Origin of the sequence: Secundilactobacillus similis DSM 23365 = JCM 2765, from assembly GCF_001311075.1 — a bacterium.
GTDB lineage: Bacteria > Bacillota > Bacilli > Lactobacillales > Lactobacillaceae > Secundilactobacillus > Secundilactobacillus similis.
Map to the genome: position 1 here is coordinate 25,363 of NZ_BBAD01000023.1, position 15,721 is coordinate 41,083.

The following is a 15,721-nucleotide window of genomic DNA, read 5'->3' on the forward strand; positions in this document are numbered from 1 at the left end:
TGGCTAATAAAGCAGCCTTGAGAACGCCAAACCGGTAGTTCTCAAGGCTGTTTTTAGCTGTTCAGTCTATTTGATTACTTCTTCAAGAACACTTGCGCATAAACCACGTAAGACAGTCCACCAAATACGATGATTCCAGCAACCAACCAAATCAGCGCAATCAACGTGGTATGGGTTGACGCCTGAACACTTTGATCTAACAATCCTCGCGCCACGTTAACGATTGGTGTCATCGGTTGGTGATTGGCGAAAATCCGCACCGGTTTTGCCATCCCGGCCGTTGGCATCAACGCCGAACTAACGAACAACAACATCAGTAATAGGTAGGAAAAGCCGCCAGCAGAAGCGTAGTTATCCGCCTTTAACGAAAACGGCACCGCCAGTAACGTAATCGCCAACCCGAATAACAATGAAATTCCCCAGAAGGCCAATACTGCCGATAATGGCGCATCGACTCGGTAACCCATCACCATCCCCACTAAAAAGACGGCAACCTCTGCCAGCAACATGAAAATAATCGAGGCTAGTACGTGGGACCCTAAAATCACCCACCGGCGAATCGGCAATGAGTGCAACCGACTTAGGAACCCAGTCGTTTGATCCGTGTTGATTCGTAACGAGGTGTAGGCCGAGCCCATCGCCATCGTTAATAGTAAGAAACCGGGCAGCGCGTAGGTTAAATAATCGCCTTCACTCATCCCACCGCCACTAACGGTCGCAATGTTGCCACCGAAAACGTACACGAAGAAAAGCAGCATGAACACCGGCATGGCGATCACCGTGATCAAGGTGTCCGCGTTGGTTAAGTTTTGACGCACGATGCGCTTGGTCAGCATCGTTAACTGTTTAATTGATTGCATGAGTGGCCTCCGTATCCGTGACGTTCAAGAAAACGTCCTCTAAGCTAATTTCATCTAAGTCATACTGTTGCACGGTCAGGTGCTGATCCATCAGTAGCGATAGCGCAACCGGCGCCAGACTAGCCGTTAACTTAAAACTACCAGTCTGTTCGGTATAGGCGATCTTTGCGGCTGTTAACGCCGTAGCTGCTTCCGCGCGTTGGCTTGGTGTAACCGTCAACGTGTACGATTCCGTGACCCGTTGTTTGATTTCGGCCGGTGTCCCGGATTTGACAATCCGTCCATCCCGGATAAAAGCGATGTGGTCCGATAGAGCGTCCGCTTCGTCCAAATACTGCGTGGTGAGAAAAACGGTCTTCCCGGCATCCCGCATCTCACGGATGAGCTGCCACAGTGCCAGCCGGTTCTTCGGATCGACACCAGTCGTGGGTTCATCCAAAAAAACGATCTGCGGATTGCCCAACAACGACATGGCAATGTCCAACCGGCGTTTCATCCCACCAGAATAGATCTTCACCTTGCGCTTTAAAAACGTGGTGAGATCAAGTTGCGTGGCGACTGCCTCAATGGCAGCCGGTACGTCTTGAACGTTCCGCAACGTTGCAATCAATCGCAGGTTATCCAATCCCGTAAAATCCTCGTCCACGGTCATCGACTGCGCGTTAAGCGTCATCTGTTGCCGAACCTGATTGCCGTTCTTTACCAGATCAAGCCCCATAATCGACACCGTCCCAGCGTCCGCCTGTGACAGCGTCGTCAAAATATTGATCAGCGTGCTCTTCCCCGCACCGTTTTCCCCAAGCAGGGTGAAAATCTCCCCTGTTGTGCTTGGAGCGTAATCCCCTTTAACACTTCTAATTTTCCAAACCGTTTTTTAACATCCGTTACATCAATCGCAATCATTACTGTGTCGCCTCCCTGACTTGTGTTGCTTGTTGCCGTGCGCTAGTGTCGATAATCATCTATATTGTATTACTAGGTAGTTAGTCTAATTCGACACTTAAATAAGCCCAGCATGTTTATCTATTCGTTAATACTAGGTACCACTACATAGTAACAGCGAGTAGACCATCCGTCAAGCAAATTAACTAGTCATCGTCAATGATGCTTAACAAACTTGCTCGCCATCTACTGAGCTAACCGCATGGTAAGGATTGGATACGGCTTGCCCTGACCATCTAATTCAGACCGACGCACCGTTTTAAACCCTAGATGCTCGTAGAAGCCAATCGCCTGCGGATTTTGCTCGTTAACGTCAAGTTCGGTCACACCTTCGTGTTGAATCGCATACTGCAGTAATTGGCGTCCTAAGCCTTGGCCACGAGCTGCTGGTTCGATAAATAGCATTTCCAGCCGTGGTGCATCGATGCCCATAAACGCAACGGGTTGCTGTATCTCAGGATGCCGAATGATCAGCAAGCGCGGGATCGCCATCAGCGCTGATGGCACAATCGTCTTGATTTCAGCAATTTCAGCCTCACTGAGAAACGTATGCGTGGCAACGACCGATTGTTCCCAAACATCAACGAGTTGGCTAATCATTTCCGGACTGCGTTGGGTACAAACTGTAATCGTCATTTGATCATCTCCCCTCTATCATTATCTTAGTCGCTTGATGGTACCAAGTGACGTTAAAGTCGTCAAGCCAGCCCCATTTAATGAGAAATCTACCCAACTTGGTTGATGATGAACCGTCAGGGAGTCGAACCCTGGACTTAACGATTGCTTCTTTCGTCACATCTTGCTGTGAGAAGCGCCTGATTATTTTTTATTTTCTAAATTCAACAAATCCCGTTAAATCAACGTTTCCAATCAATAATCCAACAAAAAATTCCCTAATTATACATTTTTTTTGAAAAAAGGTGTTGTCAGATGCTGGTTTACATGATATATTAGTAAACGTTGATTGAGCGAGTTACTTACTCACATCACAACTTAAACCTTATGGGCAGTTAGCTCAGCTGGCAGAGCAACGGACTCTTAATCCGTGGGTCCAGGGTTCGATCCCCTGACTGCCCATCATAAGATATTAACCAGTTATCACGCAGTGCTTAGACACCGTGGTAGCTGGTTTTTTTGTGTCTTCTAGTACCTCTAGCAGGTATAATGATATCACAACGTTAGTATCAACGTCCTCGTCAGTGACGAGACTATCTGGGCGACTCAAAAAACAATCGTCGAACTTTTCGGGAAAGACGTTTCAACTATTAGCAGACATATCAAAAATATCTGCGAAACGCACGAACTCAATGATGATACGACTATTGCAAAATTTGCAACAGTCGTTAATAGAGGCATTCGTGGCGCTGTTGAAGAAAAACTAAATTACTATAATTTAGACGTCATCATTTCAGTCAGCTATCGCGTTAACTCAATCTAAGCCACTCATTTCCGACAGTGGGCAACTCAAACACTCAAAGAATACATGATTAAGGGGTTTGTCATGGACGATGACCGCTTAAAGCAAGGTACCAACCTGTTAGAAAAAGACTACTTCAATGAATTACTCGAACGCGTCCGGTCCATCAGAGCTAGTGAACGGCGAGTCTGGCAGAAAATTACCGATATTTTTGCGGAAATTAAAAACCGTAGTAGATGCTGTATACGCACCCACGACGGCTTTTCGTCTCTAAATTTCTAAACTCAAAATATAATTCGCTGCCACTCTTCCTCCGTCATTTCCTCAATCGGCGTATTTGTCCGAATGGCCTTTTCAACATCCGTCTGCATCGCTTTAACCCCATTTTCCAATACACCCGGTTCATTCGCATATCTCGGATCCCACCAACCAATAATTCGATCTGGGAATGGTCTATTAAAATACGCTTCGTAACGTTGCTTCAACTGGTTCACCTTGTTATTCAGTTCTTCCCTCGTCATCAAAACAAATTCCCATCATCATGATGACTCTCAAAATAACCATCCTCATAGCCATTATCATAATCAGTTGAATCCATGCCGCCACCAGGACGCTGATCCTTTTTCGAAAACCAAAAAAGGATTTTAACGAACAACCAGAACGATCCCCCAAGTAACACAACCGCCTCAACGCCTGCGACAGTAATCAGTCGAACATCTGGCAGATAATGCTGGCAATCACTAAGATGGCGATGGGAATTGACCACCGCTTCAATCGCATCTTCAACTTCGCTAATCTCACTCGGGTATTAGCTCGCCGTTTAATTCTTTTAACGTCCCTTGTTTTACCGTTCACGTTGCCGGAAAACGGCATGACAACGTTGTTATACCTGAAATTCGAATGCTTGCTCATCGACTAGTCCTCCCCTTTGGCTCTAGTGAATGTCATAATCACTCATTAACTATTATTGTGTGGGGCTTTCACTGTTATTATACTGCTTTCAGCTGTTTAGTTATCAAAACAAGTTAGATTGACTTTAAAATCATCCAACAGACACAAAAACGGTGCCCTTAAGCGCCGTTTTTGTGATGTTTAACCCTCTCATTTTGTCCTACTTAGCCTTTTTTCTTGGTGTATTTAAAAGCATCAGAATATAGGGATAAATGTTAACAATTGGCACAAGCAGTAACCAGCCAAGTTTCCAATTGTAGCCTAAATATCTAAGTCGTCGCATGCAAGCCGACGTCAAGGCAACATCTATTAAGTCTAATGGGACTAAATAAGTCACTGACATCAACGACAAAATCACATCAACAAGAATGATCCATAAGCTAAACCATAAAAACGCCCACCAAAAAACCGACTTCCGACTTTCGGCGACCTTATTTTTCCAGAAACCGATATTATTGGAAGCATACACAACACTTCCCCAAAATCCCAGTTGTTGCTGAGGTTCTTCAACCGTCACCGGTTTCTCAACTTTCTTCGGTTGATACGCCACTGGCCGCGCCATCGCCGGTGACATCGGTTCTGGCGCCTCCTTCGGTTCATCCTTAACGTCAATTACCTTGGTCCCGCAAGCTGGACAAAACAACGTACCGTCCTCTAGTTGCTGACCACAATTTATACAAAATTTCATTCCGACATCCCCGTATTAATATCGACGCACGCAACACCCTAGCCTTATTCATTATCATTACCTAATTCAAGCTAAAAATTAGTATGTCTGAGACCAGGTCTTAGTATCCGCATGGTAATACCACTTAATTGTATTCCCATATTCCGCGCTTTTACTGTATTGTGTCCAAGTTGCTCGATCTACCAATGGATTAGGAAACGTTACTTCAGTTGGCGCAACGTTTCCTACGCCAGCGATATCCGGCTTATTGCCTAGTTCATAAAAATCCGTATTGGCAGGAACAACTGTCATATACGACGATGCGATATAACCTTTTTGACCGTCATAACTAACCGGGATAGTCCCGTATTGGTTTACACCGCCATCCGTCCTATCCCAAAAAACATTCTGAGCATTATTAGTCGTAACACGATCAGGACTGCTGTAGACTTTTAAAGTTTTCAATGCCCCATCTGCAGTCGTATTATCGTTAGCAATCATCGTTGGGTATGTTTTTGCTTGTTCATCCGAATAGAGATAGATGTTAAATGGCGTTCCAATATAGTATTCCGTTGCAGTGCCACTAAACGGATCTTTAGCCGTTGCTGTCGTACTATCACCACTATTATCATCTGGCTCAGTCGTATCGCTGTCTCCAGATTTATTAATCTCAGTAGCGCTAGTATTCCCAGTACCAGCCGACCCCTTCACCGCACTCAACTGTCCCTGCAAACTATCAATCTGCGCCTGCAACTTCGTCACATCCGCCGAACTCGTTACAGGTGCCACTGGCGTACTAGCAGTTGGCTGGCTTTGTAGCACCGACAAGCGCTGCGCCAACTCAGCAATCTGTTGTTCCAGCACTGAGATTTTCGCGTCACTTGCCGCTTTAGGCGTCACCTTGTTCAAATACCCGTGCCACAACCAACCTGAAGCTTTCGCACTTTTGACATAGTAATACACAGCCTTATTCCCATTAGTTTTTCGAACAACCGCTTCCTTTGAAACTGAGAATTTAGTGTTCGCATAGTTTTTAACGTTATGAACCTTCTTCGTTAACTTAGCGGTGCTATAGAGATACCCCTTAGCGCCCTTCACCGCTTTATAGTTAGCCGTTTTGATTGTTTTAACCTGTAGCACTTTCGCTGTCGCTTTAGCACTCGCCGATGTCCCCTGAACCCCAGTAAGTACGCCGCCAAATACACCAGCTGAGACCATCGCAATTGCAAGTTGCTTCGTTAATTTCATGGTATGATATCCCCTAACTATTAATTTGATCCTCATCTACAATCAAAGCTACCTTTATATCTAGCTAATTACTGTTATCCTTTGATAGCATGTCAGCCACGCTTTCAACCGGTACCGCAGTTGGTTGCGCATCGTCACTCGTCGCCTCAATCGAACTCTCAGCATCAAGTCCGGATTGCGCCACTTTCACCAATCCATCACCAGTTACCATCAACGTCACACTACCAATTCCGTTAGCCACCGAATTAAAACTAATCACGCTCAAATTCGCTGCCCCATCCAGGTCGTTAACGTCGAGCACTTCTCTAAGTTTATTGAACAAGGTTTCCATGAACGCCTCATAATCGGCGTTCTGTTGACTACTAACCGTCACACAACCAGAAACCGGTCCAACTACCTGATACGTCACCGGAACCGCACCAAATAAAAGTGGTTTACTGGCCGTATCCGATTTAAAGTAAAGCCCATTCTCAACGTGTAGCTTCACCGGTTCGTTCTCAAGACTTTGACCGCATTTGATACAAAACTTCGCATCGCCCTTACTCTGAGCACCGCAAGCTGGGCAAATTTTATACGCTACTTTTTCCACTTGTCTGATGCCTCGCTTAGTTATCTTCCGCCCAGTTATAACCAATTTTGGTCCCGCGGCTATCCCAGAACACCTTCGTGCTATCCCACGGGTTTTCGATGTACGTATAGTACGCTTCCCTATACTTAGAGCCCATTTTACCTTCAACCCCGTCAATAAAGCGCTGATACTCGGTCGTCACATCGTCAATTTCAGATTGGTTGTCACCGTCCTCAACGTATTCAGTGAAACTGGATCGAATCGCTGACCCAGATAACGTTTTGATCGTGAACGTGTTCTCCGACTTAGAATAGTAGACCCGAACCTCATCATCACCGAATTCCTTATTGGCTATCGTCTGACCGATATCAGCCGTTGCCTGTGCTGACCGGTGATTCAAATAGAAACTGTGCCCACCGACAATGAGCACGATGCCAACAACAATCACACCAATAATGGCACCGATCCAACCATTGCCACTGCTTCTATGTTTTTCGGTAACGGTGCTCGCCGGTGATTCTGGTGTCGTTGTTGCCTTAACCGTTGAATCCACCGGTTCCGCATCCGCAAATGAGGCACCACACTTTGCACAAAATTTAGCTGCATCAGCGTTTTTAGCGCCACACGCTGGACAGTATTTCATCGCCATCTCCTCCTACAGTCAACTCGTTTTGCCGTGCTTGGCGAAACTCTAACTTTACTACCCCGGCCCCTAAATTTATTAAGTTCATTGTTTATAGTATAAGAATACTAGTATCATAGGACAATTTTACCGCAATCAGTATAATTTTACTATATATCAATCAAAGTTATCCCTGTCGAAATGCCTTCAAAAATAAGAAAGTGGCAGTGGAGGTGTCGCAATCATGAATAGTAGTGATATTTCAGCCAAAATTCGCCATCTCAGACGCGTGAGAGGTTATAGCCAATTCAAATTAGCCGAATTAGCAGATGTTTCGGAGTCCCTGATTTCAAAAGTCGAACAGGGCAAGGTCCCGAACCTCAGCATTCCCATGCTAGCTAAAATCGTTAACGGACTTGGCCTACCACTGAGTGACTTCTTTGCGGATGATGATGTGTTAAACCATTCAATCGTAACTGAAAAACTGCAGCAGTTGCCTGCCGAGAAGCGAGATGAAGCGTTACGGTTGGTACTGCAGATGCTGGATTTGATGAAGTGATTTTTAATTTAACGCGTCTATAAAAGGCACCATTCAAAAATTGAATGGTGCCTTTTATAGACGTGCTAAAGAAATTCGTCAAACCGCATTATCGTTAAGTTCAATCCATAATCGGCATCTCTATTTCACGAAATAGCCGTTTTCGCAAAGTTCAAACCACAATTGCTAATTATAATTGCCGAAAAGTGGTTTTTCGCAAAATTCAATGCGAGAATGTCACTTATATTTGCCAAAAATCGCCTTTTCAGCAAATTCAACTCGCTAAGCCGACTTCTAATTCACAAAAATCGGTTTTTCGGCAAACTCAACCTCGAATTTCTCAACTTAACTTCTCAAAATACCGTTTTCCTAAATCTTCATACTAACTAAAAAAGCCACCTCTGCCATCCGCGAAAGTGACTTTCCAATTCAATTAATCAAACCGCCGCCCCAAAATATCCAGGCTTCGATGTTGACCATCCATCAGCGCAACGTCTGGCAAGTGACCCCATTCTTCAAAACCGTTCTTCTTAAACAGCCCCTGACTGGGAATGTTGTGGTGGAAGATAAAGGCGACTAAGGCATCGATACCTAGACCATCAAGCTGTGAGAACACAAAGTTTAACGCGTGTTGGCCCAGTCCCTGATGCCGGTAGTTTTCGTCAATGTAGATGCTGATTTCCGTCGTCTTGTGGTAAGCAGGACGGCCGTAGAACGACTCTAAGCTTACCCAACCGGCGATCTTGTCGCCGTCCTTCATCAACCAGATTGGCCGTGAGTTCGGGTCAAATTGATCAAACCAAGCTTGTCGCGAGTCGACTGAGACGGGATCTAAGTCCGCCGTAGCGAGCCGACTGGGGATAATTTGGTTATAAATGGCAACGATTGTAGGCAAATCAGCCCGGGTAGCATATTCATAAGTAACGTCCATGTTAGAAAACCTGACTTTCAACTTAATTTTTTTCATCATACGCCCTTTTGAGGAAAAATACCACGTGCCATTGCGGTGTTAGCAACTACGATTCATGCTTTTTTGATTCTGTTTCTACTATAATTAGTGGCTGTAATTAGTGGCTGTTTTAATCAACAAATGCGCTGACCAGCATTAAGCTAGTCAGCGCATTTTTGAATCCTATTTAATTGCAGCTCCCTTTAATCAGCCGCAACTGTTTCATTCATCGTTTCTTCGATTGCTTTCCCTAATCGTTGAATACCAACCTTGATCTGGTCTTCGGCCATGTTAGAGTAGTTCAACCGGAACGTCCCTGGAATCACCTTATCCGCGTAGAATGGTTCGCCGGGAACGAAGGCGACGTTGTTGGCGATGCAGGTGTTAAAGAGGTCCTGCGTGTTGATGTTACCTGGGACTTCTACCAGATGAACAACCCACCTTCAGGGTGACTGTAATGCACGTTTTCTGGGAAGTATTCTTGAATAGCGTCCATCATGATGCCTTCGCGCTTCCGGTAGACCTGCTTGATCTTAGCGATGTGGTCATCAATGTTGTAAGTTGCCATGTATTTGGCAATAATGTGTTGGGTCAAGTTATCGGAGTGGACATCGACGGTTTGTTTCATCAGCGTGAACTTCTTGATGAGCTTCTTTTCGGCAACGACCCAGCCGATACGAAGGCCTGGGGCGAGAATCTTCGAGAAGGTGCTCATGTAGATGACCCGTTCCTCGTGTTCGAAGGTCTTCACTGGCGCCACGTCTTCGCCCGCAAAGCGAATAGCACCGTATGGGTCGTCTTCCAAAATCATCACGTTGTACTTGTCAGCGATGTCGATCATCTTTTGACGGCGATCGGCGGGCATCGTGCGGCCAGTTGGGTTTTGGAAACTTGGAATCGTGTAGATGAACTTGGTGTTCGGGTTAGCTTGAACCGCTGCCTCCAACGCGTCCATCTTCATGCCATCATCGTCCATTTCAACGCCAACTAAGTGCGCGCCGTAGCTGCGAAAGACATCCAACGCACAGAGGTAAGTCGGTTGTTCAACAATCACCGTGTCGCCGGGGTTGATGAAGCATTTAGCCGTCAAATCAATTGACTGTTGGGACCCGGTGGTAATGATGATGTTGTCGGTGTCACAGGTGATCCCTTGCTTGTTCATCCGCTTGGCGATTTGGTCGCGCAACTCAGGATCACCATTGGCGATGCTGTACTGAAGCGCTTGGCGACCGGATTCGTCATAAACGGCGTCGGTCACTTGTTTGAGTTCCTCAACTGGGAATAATTCTGGTGCAGGGAGGCCGCCCGCAAACGAAATAATGTTGGGATCGCCGGCGACCTTCAGAATGTTGCCGACGGGATCTTCGTCACTGACTGGGACGTTTCTCGAAAATTGATAGTCCATGCTTAGGCCTCCGCTTCTGCTGGTTGATCAGCCACGTTACCTTGTGGTTGGTGGTATTTACGCATCATTTCTGCCATGTGGACTTCGTGAACGACAAATTCATGGGTCCGGCAAACGTAGTCGTGTTCGCGCCCGATTTTAGCAATGTAACCGTTGATGTAATCGACTTCGGTTGGACGCCCCTTTGAGAAGTCTTGGTACATTGATGGGTAGTGGTACTTGTAAGCTTGGCTGACGGTGATGACGGAATCGGTCTCTTCTTGACGGGTTTCAATCAAGTGGATCCCGGCACGTTCGCAGGCGTCGAAGGCTTCGTTGAAGAGTTGTTCAGACATGGCCCGGACACCATCGTATTCGATGAATTGACCCATTTGCATTTCAAACATCGTGCACAACGTGTTGGTCACAGCGTTAAAGACGACCTTTGACATGCACATGCCTTGCCATTCGTCTGAGAAGACGGGGCCCAACTTAGCAGCGGTGAAGTCGTCGAAGATACCTTGAACCGTAGCGTCTGGCTTTTCGTTGTTGTACCGAGCCATGTGCATGACTTCGGTCCCTTCAGCACCCATGAAATCAACGTTAGCAGGACCATCCATCCGGGTAGCAATCATGGCTGAACCACAGACAATGTGGTCTTTAGGAAAGACCTTTTCGAGTTTTTCAAAGTGGCCCATGCCGTTCATTGCTGAGAAACAGTACTGATCATCGTGGAAGATGCCAGCCTTGGTATCCCGTTCGATTTCGTCAGCCAATTGCATTTGCTTCTTGAAGACGATCCAAACGTCTGGATGGCCCGCATATTCTTCTGGGTAGTAGATGTTAATTGGAATGATGCGACGGTTTTCATGGTCCCGAGCGACCGAAACGCCACCCTGTTCCCGAATCTTTTCAACGTTTGGTTCCCAAGTATCGATAAAGTCGACGTCCACGCCGGCGTTTTCCTGCAACATAACCCCGTAACGCATACCCATTGCACCTGCACCAATAATTCCATATTTCATTAAAATCCACTCCTTTTAGATTAATTCAGTTAAAGTCCAATATGTAATTACGACGACGAAAAACGCCCTTTGGTCAAAGACCAAAGGGCGTTTAGTAACGCGGTACCACCTTAATTCAAATTGCCACTACAGCAATTCCTCAGCACATACAGCAAGTAAACTTGCGATACGCTGCACAGTAAGGGGTGCCTCCCGTTTGCCTCGTAAAGCAAACCCGTCGAACCGAGTCTTTCACTCGATAGTCCTAATGCCGTCTCACCAAACCGGCACTCGCTTCATAGGGCTATCCAGTTAATCCACTGGGTCAAATCCTTGTCGTCGTATTTAAGATTGACTGTAGTTTAGTCCCCTGAATGAGAATCTGTCAACTTTTTTTAATTTATTTGTTCAAAATTGGATAATAAAATTCAAACGTAATCCCCGATATAATAGCATTTACAGTTTACTAAAAATTTTTTTGATTTTGGTTTAAATTTGGCTCTCATTTTCCATTAATTTGACATTAACGCGCGTTTTTTTAATAATGGACATATCCACTAATTAATCAAAGGAAGTTTTGCCAAATGTCAGAACAGTATCAATTAAGTAAATACCTGGCGGCCACCTACCGCCTCTCAAAGAACGACTTCAATCAGCAACTGGCTGGCTTGGACGTTCGGGCAACCGAAAGCGACCTACTCCTCTTCATCCTGGATCACCCTGAACGCTCCCAACGTGAAATCGCGTTAGAAATGGTCATTGATCCTAGTTTGCTGGCGCGCGACCTCCGCGATTTAGCGCAGCGTCAATTGGTCACTCGGATTAGCGATGTTAAGGATAAACGCATCAAACGCATTACGTTAACGGCCGCTGGCGTTACCCTAGCTAGACAACTTCAAAATGTGATGGATACGTGGTGGACCGACTTTTTCAACGCCCACCCTGAGGTCGATCAGACGAGCTTCACGACTCAGCTTAAGCTCGTCTACCAAGCACTAACGTTGTTCCCGTCATCAAAGGAGTTTTAGGTCATGTTAAAACGGTTTTGTTTGTTGTTACTCGGGATTATTTTAATGGCTGCTGGGGTTGCGTTATCCCGGGTTGCGGCGTTGGGTACTTCGCCCATTTCCAGTATCCCGAACGTCACCAGTCTTGTCAGTCATCTGACGTTAGGTCAGACGACGATTATTTTTATGATTGTCTTGATTCTATTGGAAAAGTTGATTTTGCGCCATCGCTTTACCTGGCGCAATATCGTCCAGTTAATTCCCAGTCTTTTCTTCGGCGTTTTCATTGATGGGTTCGTTCGGCTCTACCAAGGATTACCACTCACTACCTATTGGGCTCAGCTCATTGCAACGTTGATCAGTATCGTGATCCTCGCACTTGGCGTTTACTTTGAAGTTAACTCCCAAGCCATCATGATGCCGGGTGAGGGGCTCACAACCGCCATTAGTTTAGTCACTGAACGGCCCTTCCCACAGGTGAAGATTCGTCAGGACCTCACTATGATGGTCATCGCGGCCGTGATTGCGCTGGTCTTCCGTCATTCACTATCCGGGATTCGGGAAGGGACGCTATTATCCGCAGCGTTAACGGGCCGAATCGTAGAAGTTTATACCATTCATTTTCAACGACTAACGGCATGGATGAAAGCATAATTGTTCCCATGAAAGGCCGGCTAACTTTGCTGCTATGAGCAGCAAAGTTAACCGACCTTTTTTAATTTTTTCTCGACAAATACACATTAACTGCATATAATGGACAAAAGCCACTAAAAAGGAGGCCTTCACATGTTAACCACGGCACAACTTGCCGGTATGCGCCGCTTTGACCGCAACTACACCTACCGCTTAGGCTTATTAGCCAAGCACGTTTTCGACACCAATTTATCCTGGCCGGAAGCGCGGGTACTGATGTTAATCGCCGAAACGGCGCCAACTTCACCTAAAACGGTGGCGGCCGGTTTAGCCCTTGATCGTAGCTATACCAGTCGATTGATCAACCGACTAATGGCCCAATCGTTGTTAACGAAAACGCCATCGGCCGAAGATTCTCGAGCGGTAATTTTAGAATTAACAACCACTGGCAAGCAGCTCAACGACACCTTAAATCAACTATCAGATCAACAACTGCGCCAATTACTTGACCCACTCTCACCAGAGGAGCAACAGCAAGTCTTTGACGCCATCGAGACGCTCAACCGCCTCCTACTACCCTAATCTAGAAAGAACGTGACCCTATGTGGACAACTAAACCATTTTCAGAATTAAGTGCAACCGAACTCTTCAATTTTCTCAAATTACGCGTCGCCACCTTCGTTGTGGCGCAAAAACGGATCTACCAAGAAGTCGATGATAACGACGCCATTGCCGTTCACGTTTTCGATACTGAAAACGACGAGGTGATCGCCTACGCGCGGGTATTTAAACACGGTGAAACCGTGACGTTTGGCCGGGTTGTGACGGCGGAATCGCATCGCGGAACCGGTCTGGGCAACACGCTGATGAATCAGATCATGGCCGCCATCGACACTTACTTTAAGGGCCTGCCCATCGAAATCGAAGCTCAGGTTCAAGTTCAGGGCTACTACGGAAAATTCGGCTTTACCGCCGTCGGTGACCCATTCATCTTCGAGTCCACACCCCACATTAAAATGGTGCACGACGCCCTTTAGGAGGCTATGATGACAAAATACGAATGGCGCAAAGCCGAAAAAGGCCTGTACCTGCCAAAGCAACTTGGCGTAGTCGATGTGCCAACTAGCAACTACCTCACCCTTGAAGGCGCTGGCAACCCAAACGATGCGCTTTTCAGCGACCAGATCCAATCACTCTACCCAGTTGCGTACGCGTTACGGATGGGCTACAAAAAGGGCCTTTACGGCAATCCGTTTGAATATACGGTTTATCCGTTAGAAGGCGTCTGGACGACCGCAGATGGCTCCCGTGGTGCCCAATTAAACAAGGACGCTTTAGTGTATAAAATTATGATTCGGCAACCCGACCAAGTCACGGCTGAACAGGTGACTGACGCGATTGCAGCTACCCGTGAAAAGAAGGACGTGCCGTTTCTGGATCAAATCCGCTTTGAAACCTACACCGAAGGACCATCGCTGCAAATGATCCACGTTGGCCCGTTTGATACGGAGGGCGAAACCTTTGCGAAGATGCAGGCTTATCTGGCCGAGCACGGTCTAACCAAAACAACCACGATGGGCGATTATCAACACCGAGAAGTCTACTTATCTGACTTTAGACGGGTCGCATCAGAGAAGCGCAAAACCCTGTTACGATACCGGTTAGCACCATCCGCTAACTAGGCATTTAGACTTTCTTAATGACCTTAACGGATTATTTACCGCATCTTTACCTTCTCGAAAGCATTTCTTCACACTTTCAACACAATTCCAGGTTATGATAACGTCATAGTCAATTAGGAATCCTAATTGGCTACCCCTAAACCTGATAACGATGATGTTTCCTCCCCCTAAATGGAACATCGATTAAATAAGCAACGTTATCCTCCCCTCGATCCCCCACCGTTCCCTAAGCGGTGGGGGATTTTTTAGGGCAGAGAGCGGAGCAAAGCGGTTAAAGACTGGAGCATAAGGCCCTTCCAACATAAACCCCGGTTTTTGGGGTTTGTGTTGGAAGGGCCTTATGTGCAAGTCTTTGCTTTGCGGAGCTCATTTCGGCGCAGGCTAATGAATGTCGTGACGTCAACCAGCTTCATAATGATGCCGATTATTGCGAACTAAAATCTAATTGGCGCCGAAAAGTAATAGCAGTGCTCGTCGCCAGCATCACTTTGAAACAGATAAAACGCCCTAAGTTTAAAACCTTGTCAGTAACAACTTATGCACAGGTCTCCGCTTATGAATTTTCTTTTGGTATAGAAACTGAAAAACTACAATAACCATCCTCCGCTTGACTTTTCCCCACCAACCTGTAATACTACTAAACGGTGCCAAACCATGGCGAGATTCCAAAGATCGGCGCATTCGTGCGTTCCGAAGGTCAGCGGGCTTGCCAACGAGTCGCTTATCCCTTGTGGATGGGCGGCTTTTTTGTTGTGGAATTAAAAAAGCGGTATGGGGACTTAGTGGATAAGTCTGCATGCCGCTTGGTTTTTAGTGGTTTCCCTGTTGATAAGTGAAAATTATTGTGTGCTTCTATGATAGTGAGTGCGTTTGGCGACGCTCATTACTACTACCTATTTTCGGCGCCATTTGAACTTCTTGTTGGCAATTATCGCCATCATTGTGAAGTTTGCTGACGTTACCGCACTGATTAGCCTGCGCCGAAACGAGCTCCGCAAAGCAAAGACTTGCATATAAGGGCGTCCAAGCAATACTGACCAAAAACCGAGTGTTTTATCTATTTCAGAGTGGTGATTGGCGACGCTCATTACTATTACTTATTTTCGGCGCCACTTGAACTTCCTTGTTGGCAATTATCGTCATCATTGTGAAGCTTGCTGCCGCTACCGCCTTCATTAGCCTGCGCCGAAACGAGCTCCGCAAAGCAAAGACTTGCACATAAGGCCTCCTCACCACAAATCCCAAAACC

The 15,721-nt window shown here is 46.3% G+C and carries 18 protein-coding genes, 1 tRNA gene and 2 pseudogenes; 8 read left to right on the forward strand and 13 right to left on the reverse strand.

The genetic code is table 11. From position 1 onward, the window contains the following. Positions 1–74: 74 nt before the first annotated feature. The 4 genes from JCM2765_RS07095 to JCM2765_RS07105 form a co-directional block, all read right to left on the reverse strand. On the reverse strand, positions 75–860 hold the full coding sequence (locus tag JCM2765_RS07095; protein ID WP_054735471.1) for an ABC transporter permease: 786 nt from the start codon (positions 858–860) through the stop codon (positions 75–77). After that, the gene (locus JCM2765_RS07100) at positions 847–1,674 is read right to left on the reverse strand and encodes an ABC transporter ATP-binding protein (protein WP_225352026.1); all 828 of its coding nucleotides are present in this window, start codon (positions 1,672–1,674) and stop codon (positions 847–849) included. The genes JCM2765_RS07095 and JCM2765_RS07100 overlap by 14 nt, the downstream gene beginning before the upstream one ends. Beyond that, on the reverse strand, positions 1,629–1,763 hold the full coding sequence (locus JCM2765_RS18735; RefSeq protein ID WP_263849350.1) for a hypothetical protein: 135 nt from the start codon (positions 1,761–1,763) through the stop codon (positions 1,629–1,631). The genes JCM2765_RS07100 and JCM2765_RS18735 overlap by 46 nt, the downstream gene beginning before the upstream one ends. 225 nt (positions 1,764–1,988) lie before the next feature. After that, a complete protein-coding gene (locus JCM2765_RS07105; protein ID WP_054735475.1) occupies positions 1,989–2,438 on the reverse strand; it encodes an acetyltransferase in 450 nt (149 codons plus the stop codon). Between the two features lie 368 nt (positions 2,439–2,806). On the opposite strand from JCM2765_RS07105, the gene JCM2765_RS07110 reads away from it, so the two are divergent. Both JCM2765_RS07110 and JCM2765_RS16690 read left to right on the forward strand, forming a co-directional pair. Next, positions 2,807–2,879 (forward strand) — tRNA-Lys (locus tag JCM2765_RS07110). A gap of 106 nt (positions 2,880–2,985) precedes the next feature. Then, positions 2,986–3,438, forward strand: a pseudogene (locus JCM2765_RS16690) (virulence RhuM family protein); the annotation flags it as partial. A 65-nt stretch (positions 3,439–3,503) separates the two neighbouring features. Here the strand turns inward: JCM2765_RS16690 and JCM2765_RS07120 are convergent. From JCM2765_RS07120 to JCM2765_RS07145, 6 genes are all read right to left on the reverse strand, one after another. Then, a complete protein-coding gene (locus tag JCM2765_RS07120; protein ID WP_054735481.1) occupies positions 3,504–3,740 on the reverse strand; it encodes a hypothetical protein in 237 nt (78 codons plus the stop codon). Between the two features lie 184 nt (positions 3,741–3,924). Continuing rightward, a complete protein-coding gene (locus JCM2765_RS07125) occupies positions 3,925–4,131 on the reverse strand; it encodes a hypothetical protein (RefSeq protein WP_054735484.1) in 207 nt (68 codons plus the stop codon). Between the two features lie 199 nt (positions 4,132–4,330). Then, the gene (locus tag JCM2765_RS07130; RefSeq protein ID WP_054735487.1) at positions 4,331–4,858 is read right to left on the reverse strand and encodes a zinc-ribbon domain-containing protein; all 528 of its coding nucleotides are present in this window, start codon (positions 4,856–4,858) and stop codon (positions 4,331–4,333) included. A 78-nt stretch (positions 4,859–4,936) separates the two neighbouring features. Beyond that, a complete protein-coding gene (locus JCM2765_RS07135; protein WP_054735490.1) occupies positions 4,937–6,085 on the reverse strand; it encodes a hypothetical protein in 1,149 nt (382 codons plus the stop codon). Between the two features lie 64 nt (positions 6,086–6,149). Continuing rightward, entirely contained in the window at positions 6,150–6,674 is a 525-nt protein-coding gene (locus JCM2765_RS07140; RefSeq protein ID WP_156301715.1) for a zinc-ribbon domain-containing protein, read from the reverse strand. A gap of 16 nt (positions 6,675–6,690) precedes the next feature. Beyond that, positions 6,691–7,296: a zinc ribbon domain-containing protein gene (locus JCM2765_RS07145; RefSeq protein ID WP_054735496.1), complete on the reverse strand. Its 606-nt coding sequence runs from the start codon at positions 7,294–7,296 to the stop codon at positions 6,691–6,693. Positions 7,297–7,519: 223 nt separating this feature from the next. Between JCM2765_RS07145 and JCM2765_RS07150 the strand changes: the two genes are divergently transcribed. Next, complete coding sequence (locus JCM2765_RS07150; protein WP_054735499.1) at positions 7,520–7,834, forward strand: helix-turn-helix domain-containing protein; 315 nt, start codon at positions 7,520–7,522, stop codon at positions 7,832–7,834. A gap of 412 nt (positions 7,835–8,246) precedes the next feature. Here the strand turns inward: JCM2765_RS07150 and JCM2765_RS07155 are convergent, their stop codons facing one another. The 3 genes and pseudogenes from JCM2765_RS07155 to JCM2765_RS07165 all read right to left on the reverse strand — a co-directional run bounded on the left by JCM2765_RS07155 (position 8,247) and on the right by JCM2765_RS07165 (position 11,171). Beyond that, the gene (locus tag JCM2765_RS07155) at positions 8,247–8,744 is read right to left on the reverse strand and encodes a GNAT family N-acetyltransferase (RefSeq protein WP_054735525.1); all 498 of its coding nucleotides are present in this window, start codon (positions 8,742–8,744) and stop codon (positions 8,247–8,249) included. A gap of 221 nt (positions 8,745–8,965) precedes the next feature. After that, a pseudogene (locus JCM2765_RS07160) lies at positions 8,966–10,167 on the reverse strand (aminotransferase-like domain-containing protein). 2 nt (positions 10,168–10,169) lie between these two features. Then, positions 10,170–11,171, reverse strand: a complete 1,002-nt coding sequence (locus tag JCM2765_RS07165; protein WP_054735502.1) for a ketopantoate reductase family protein — start codon at positions 11,169–11,171, stop codon at positions 10,170–10,172. Positions 11,172–11,734: 563 nt separating this feature from the next. Here JCM2765_RS07165 and JCM2765_RS17560 point away from each other — a divergent pair. From JCM2765_RS17560 to JCM2765_RS07190, 5 genes are all read left to right on the forward strand, one after another. Beyond that, on the forward strand, positions 11,735–12,178 hold the full coding sequence (locus JCM2765_RS17560) for a MarR family winged helix-turn-helix transcriptional regulator (RefSeq protein ID WP_054735505.1): 444 nt from the start codon (positions 11,735–11,737) through the stop codon (positions 12,176–12,178). 3 nt (positions 12,179–12,181) lie between these two features. Then, on the forward strand, positions 12,182–12,811 hold the full coding sequence (locus JCM2765_RS17565; protein WP_173585541.1) for a YczE/YyaS/YitT family protein: 630 nt from the start codon (positions 12,182–12,184) through the stop codon (positions 12,809–12,811). Between the two features lie 132 nt (positions 12,812–12,943). Beyond that, positions 12,944–13,372, forward strand: a complete 429-nt coding sequence (locus JCM2765_RS07180; protein ID WP_054735508.1) for a MarR family winged helix-turn-helix transcriptional regulator — start codon at positions 12,944–12,946, stop codon at positions 13,370–13,372. A 20-nt stretch (positions 13,373–13,392) separates the two neighbouring features. Next, positions 13,393–13,827, forward strand: a complete 435-nt coding sequence (locus JCM2765_RS07185) for a GNAT family N-acetyltransferase (protein ID WP_054735511.1) — start codon at positions 13,393–13,395, stop codon at positions 13,825–13,827. Positions 13,828–13,833: 6 nt separating this feature from the next. Then, positions 13,834–14,472, forward strand: a complete 639-nt coding sequence (locus JCM2765_RS07190; RefSeq protein WP_054735514.1) for a GyrI-like domain-containing protein — start codon at positions 13,834–13,836, stop codon at positions 14,470–14,472. Positions 14,473–15,721: the final 1,249 nt, after the last annotated feature.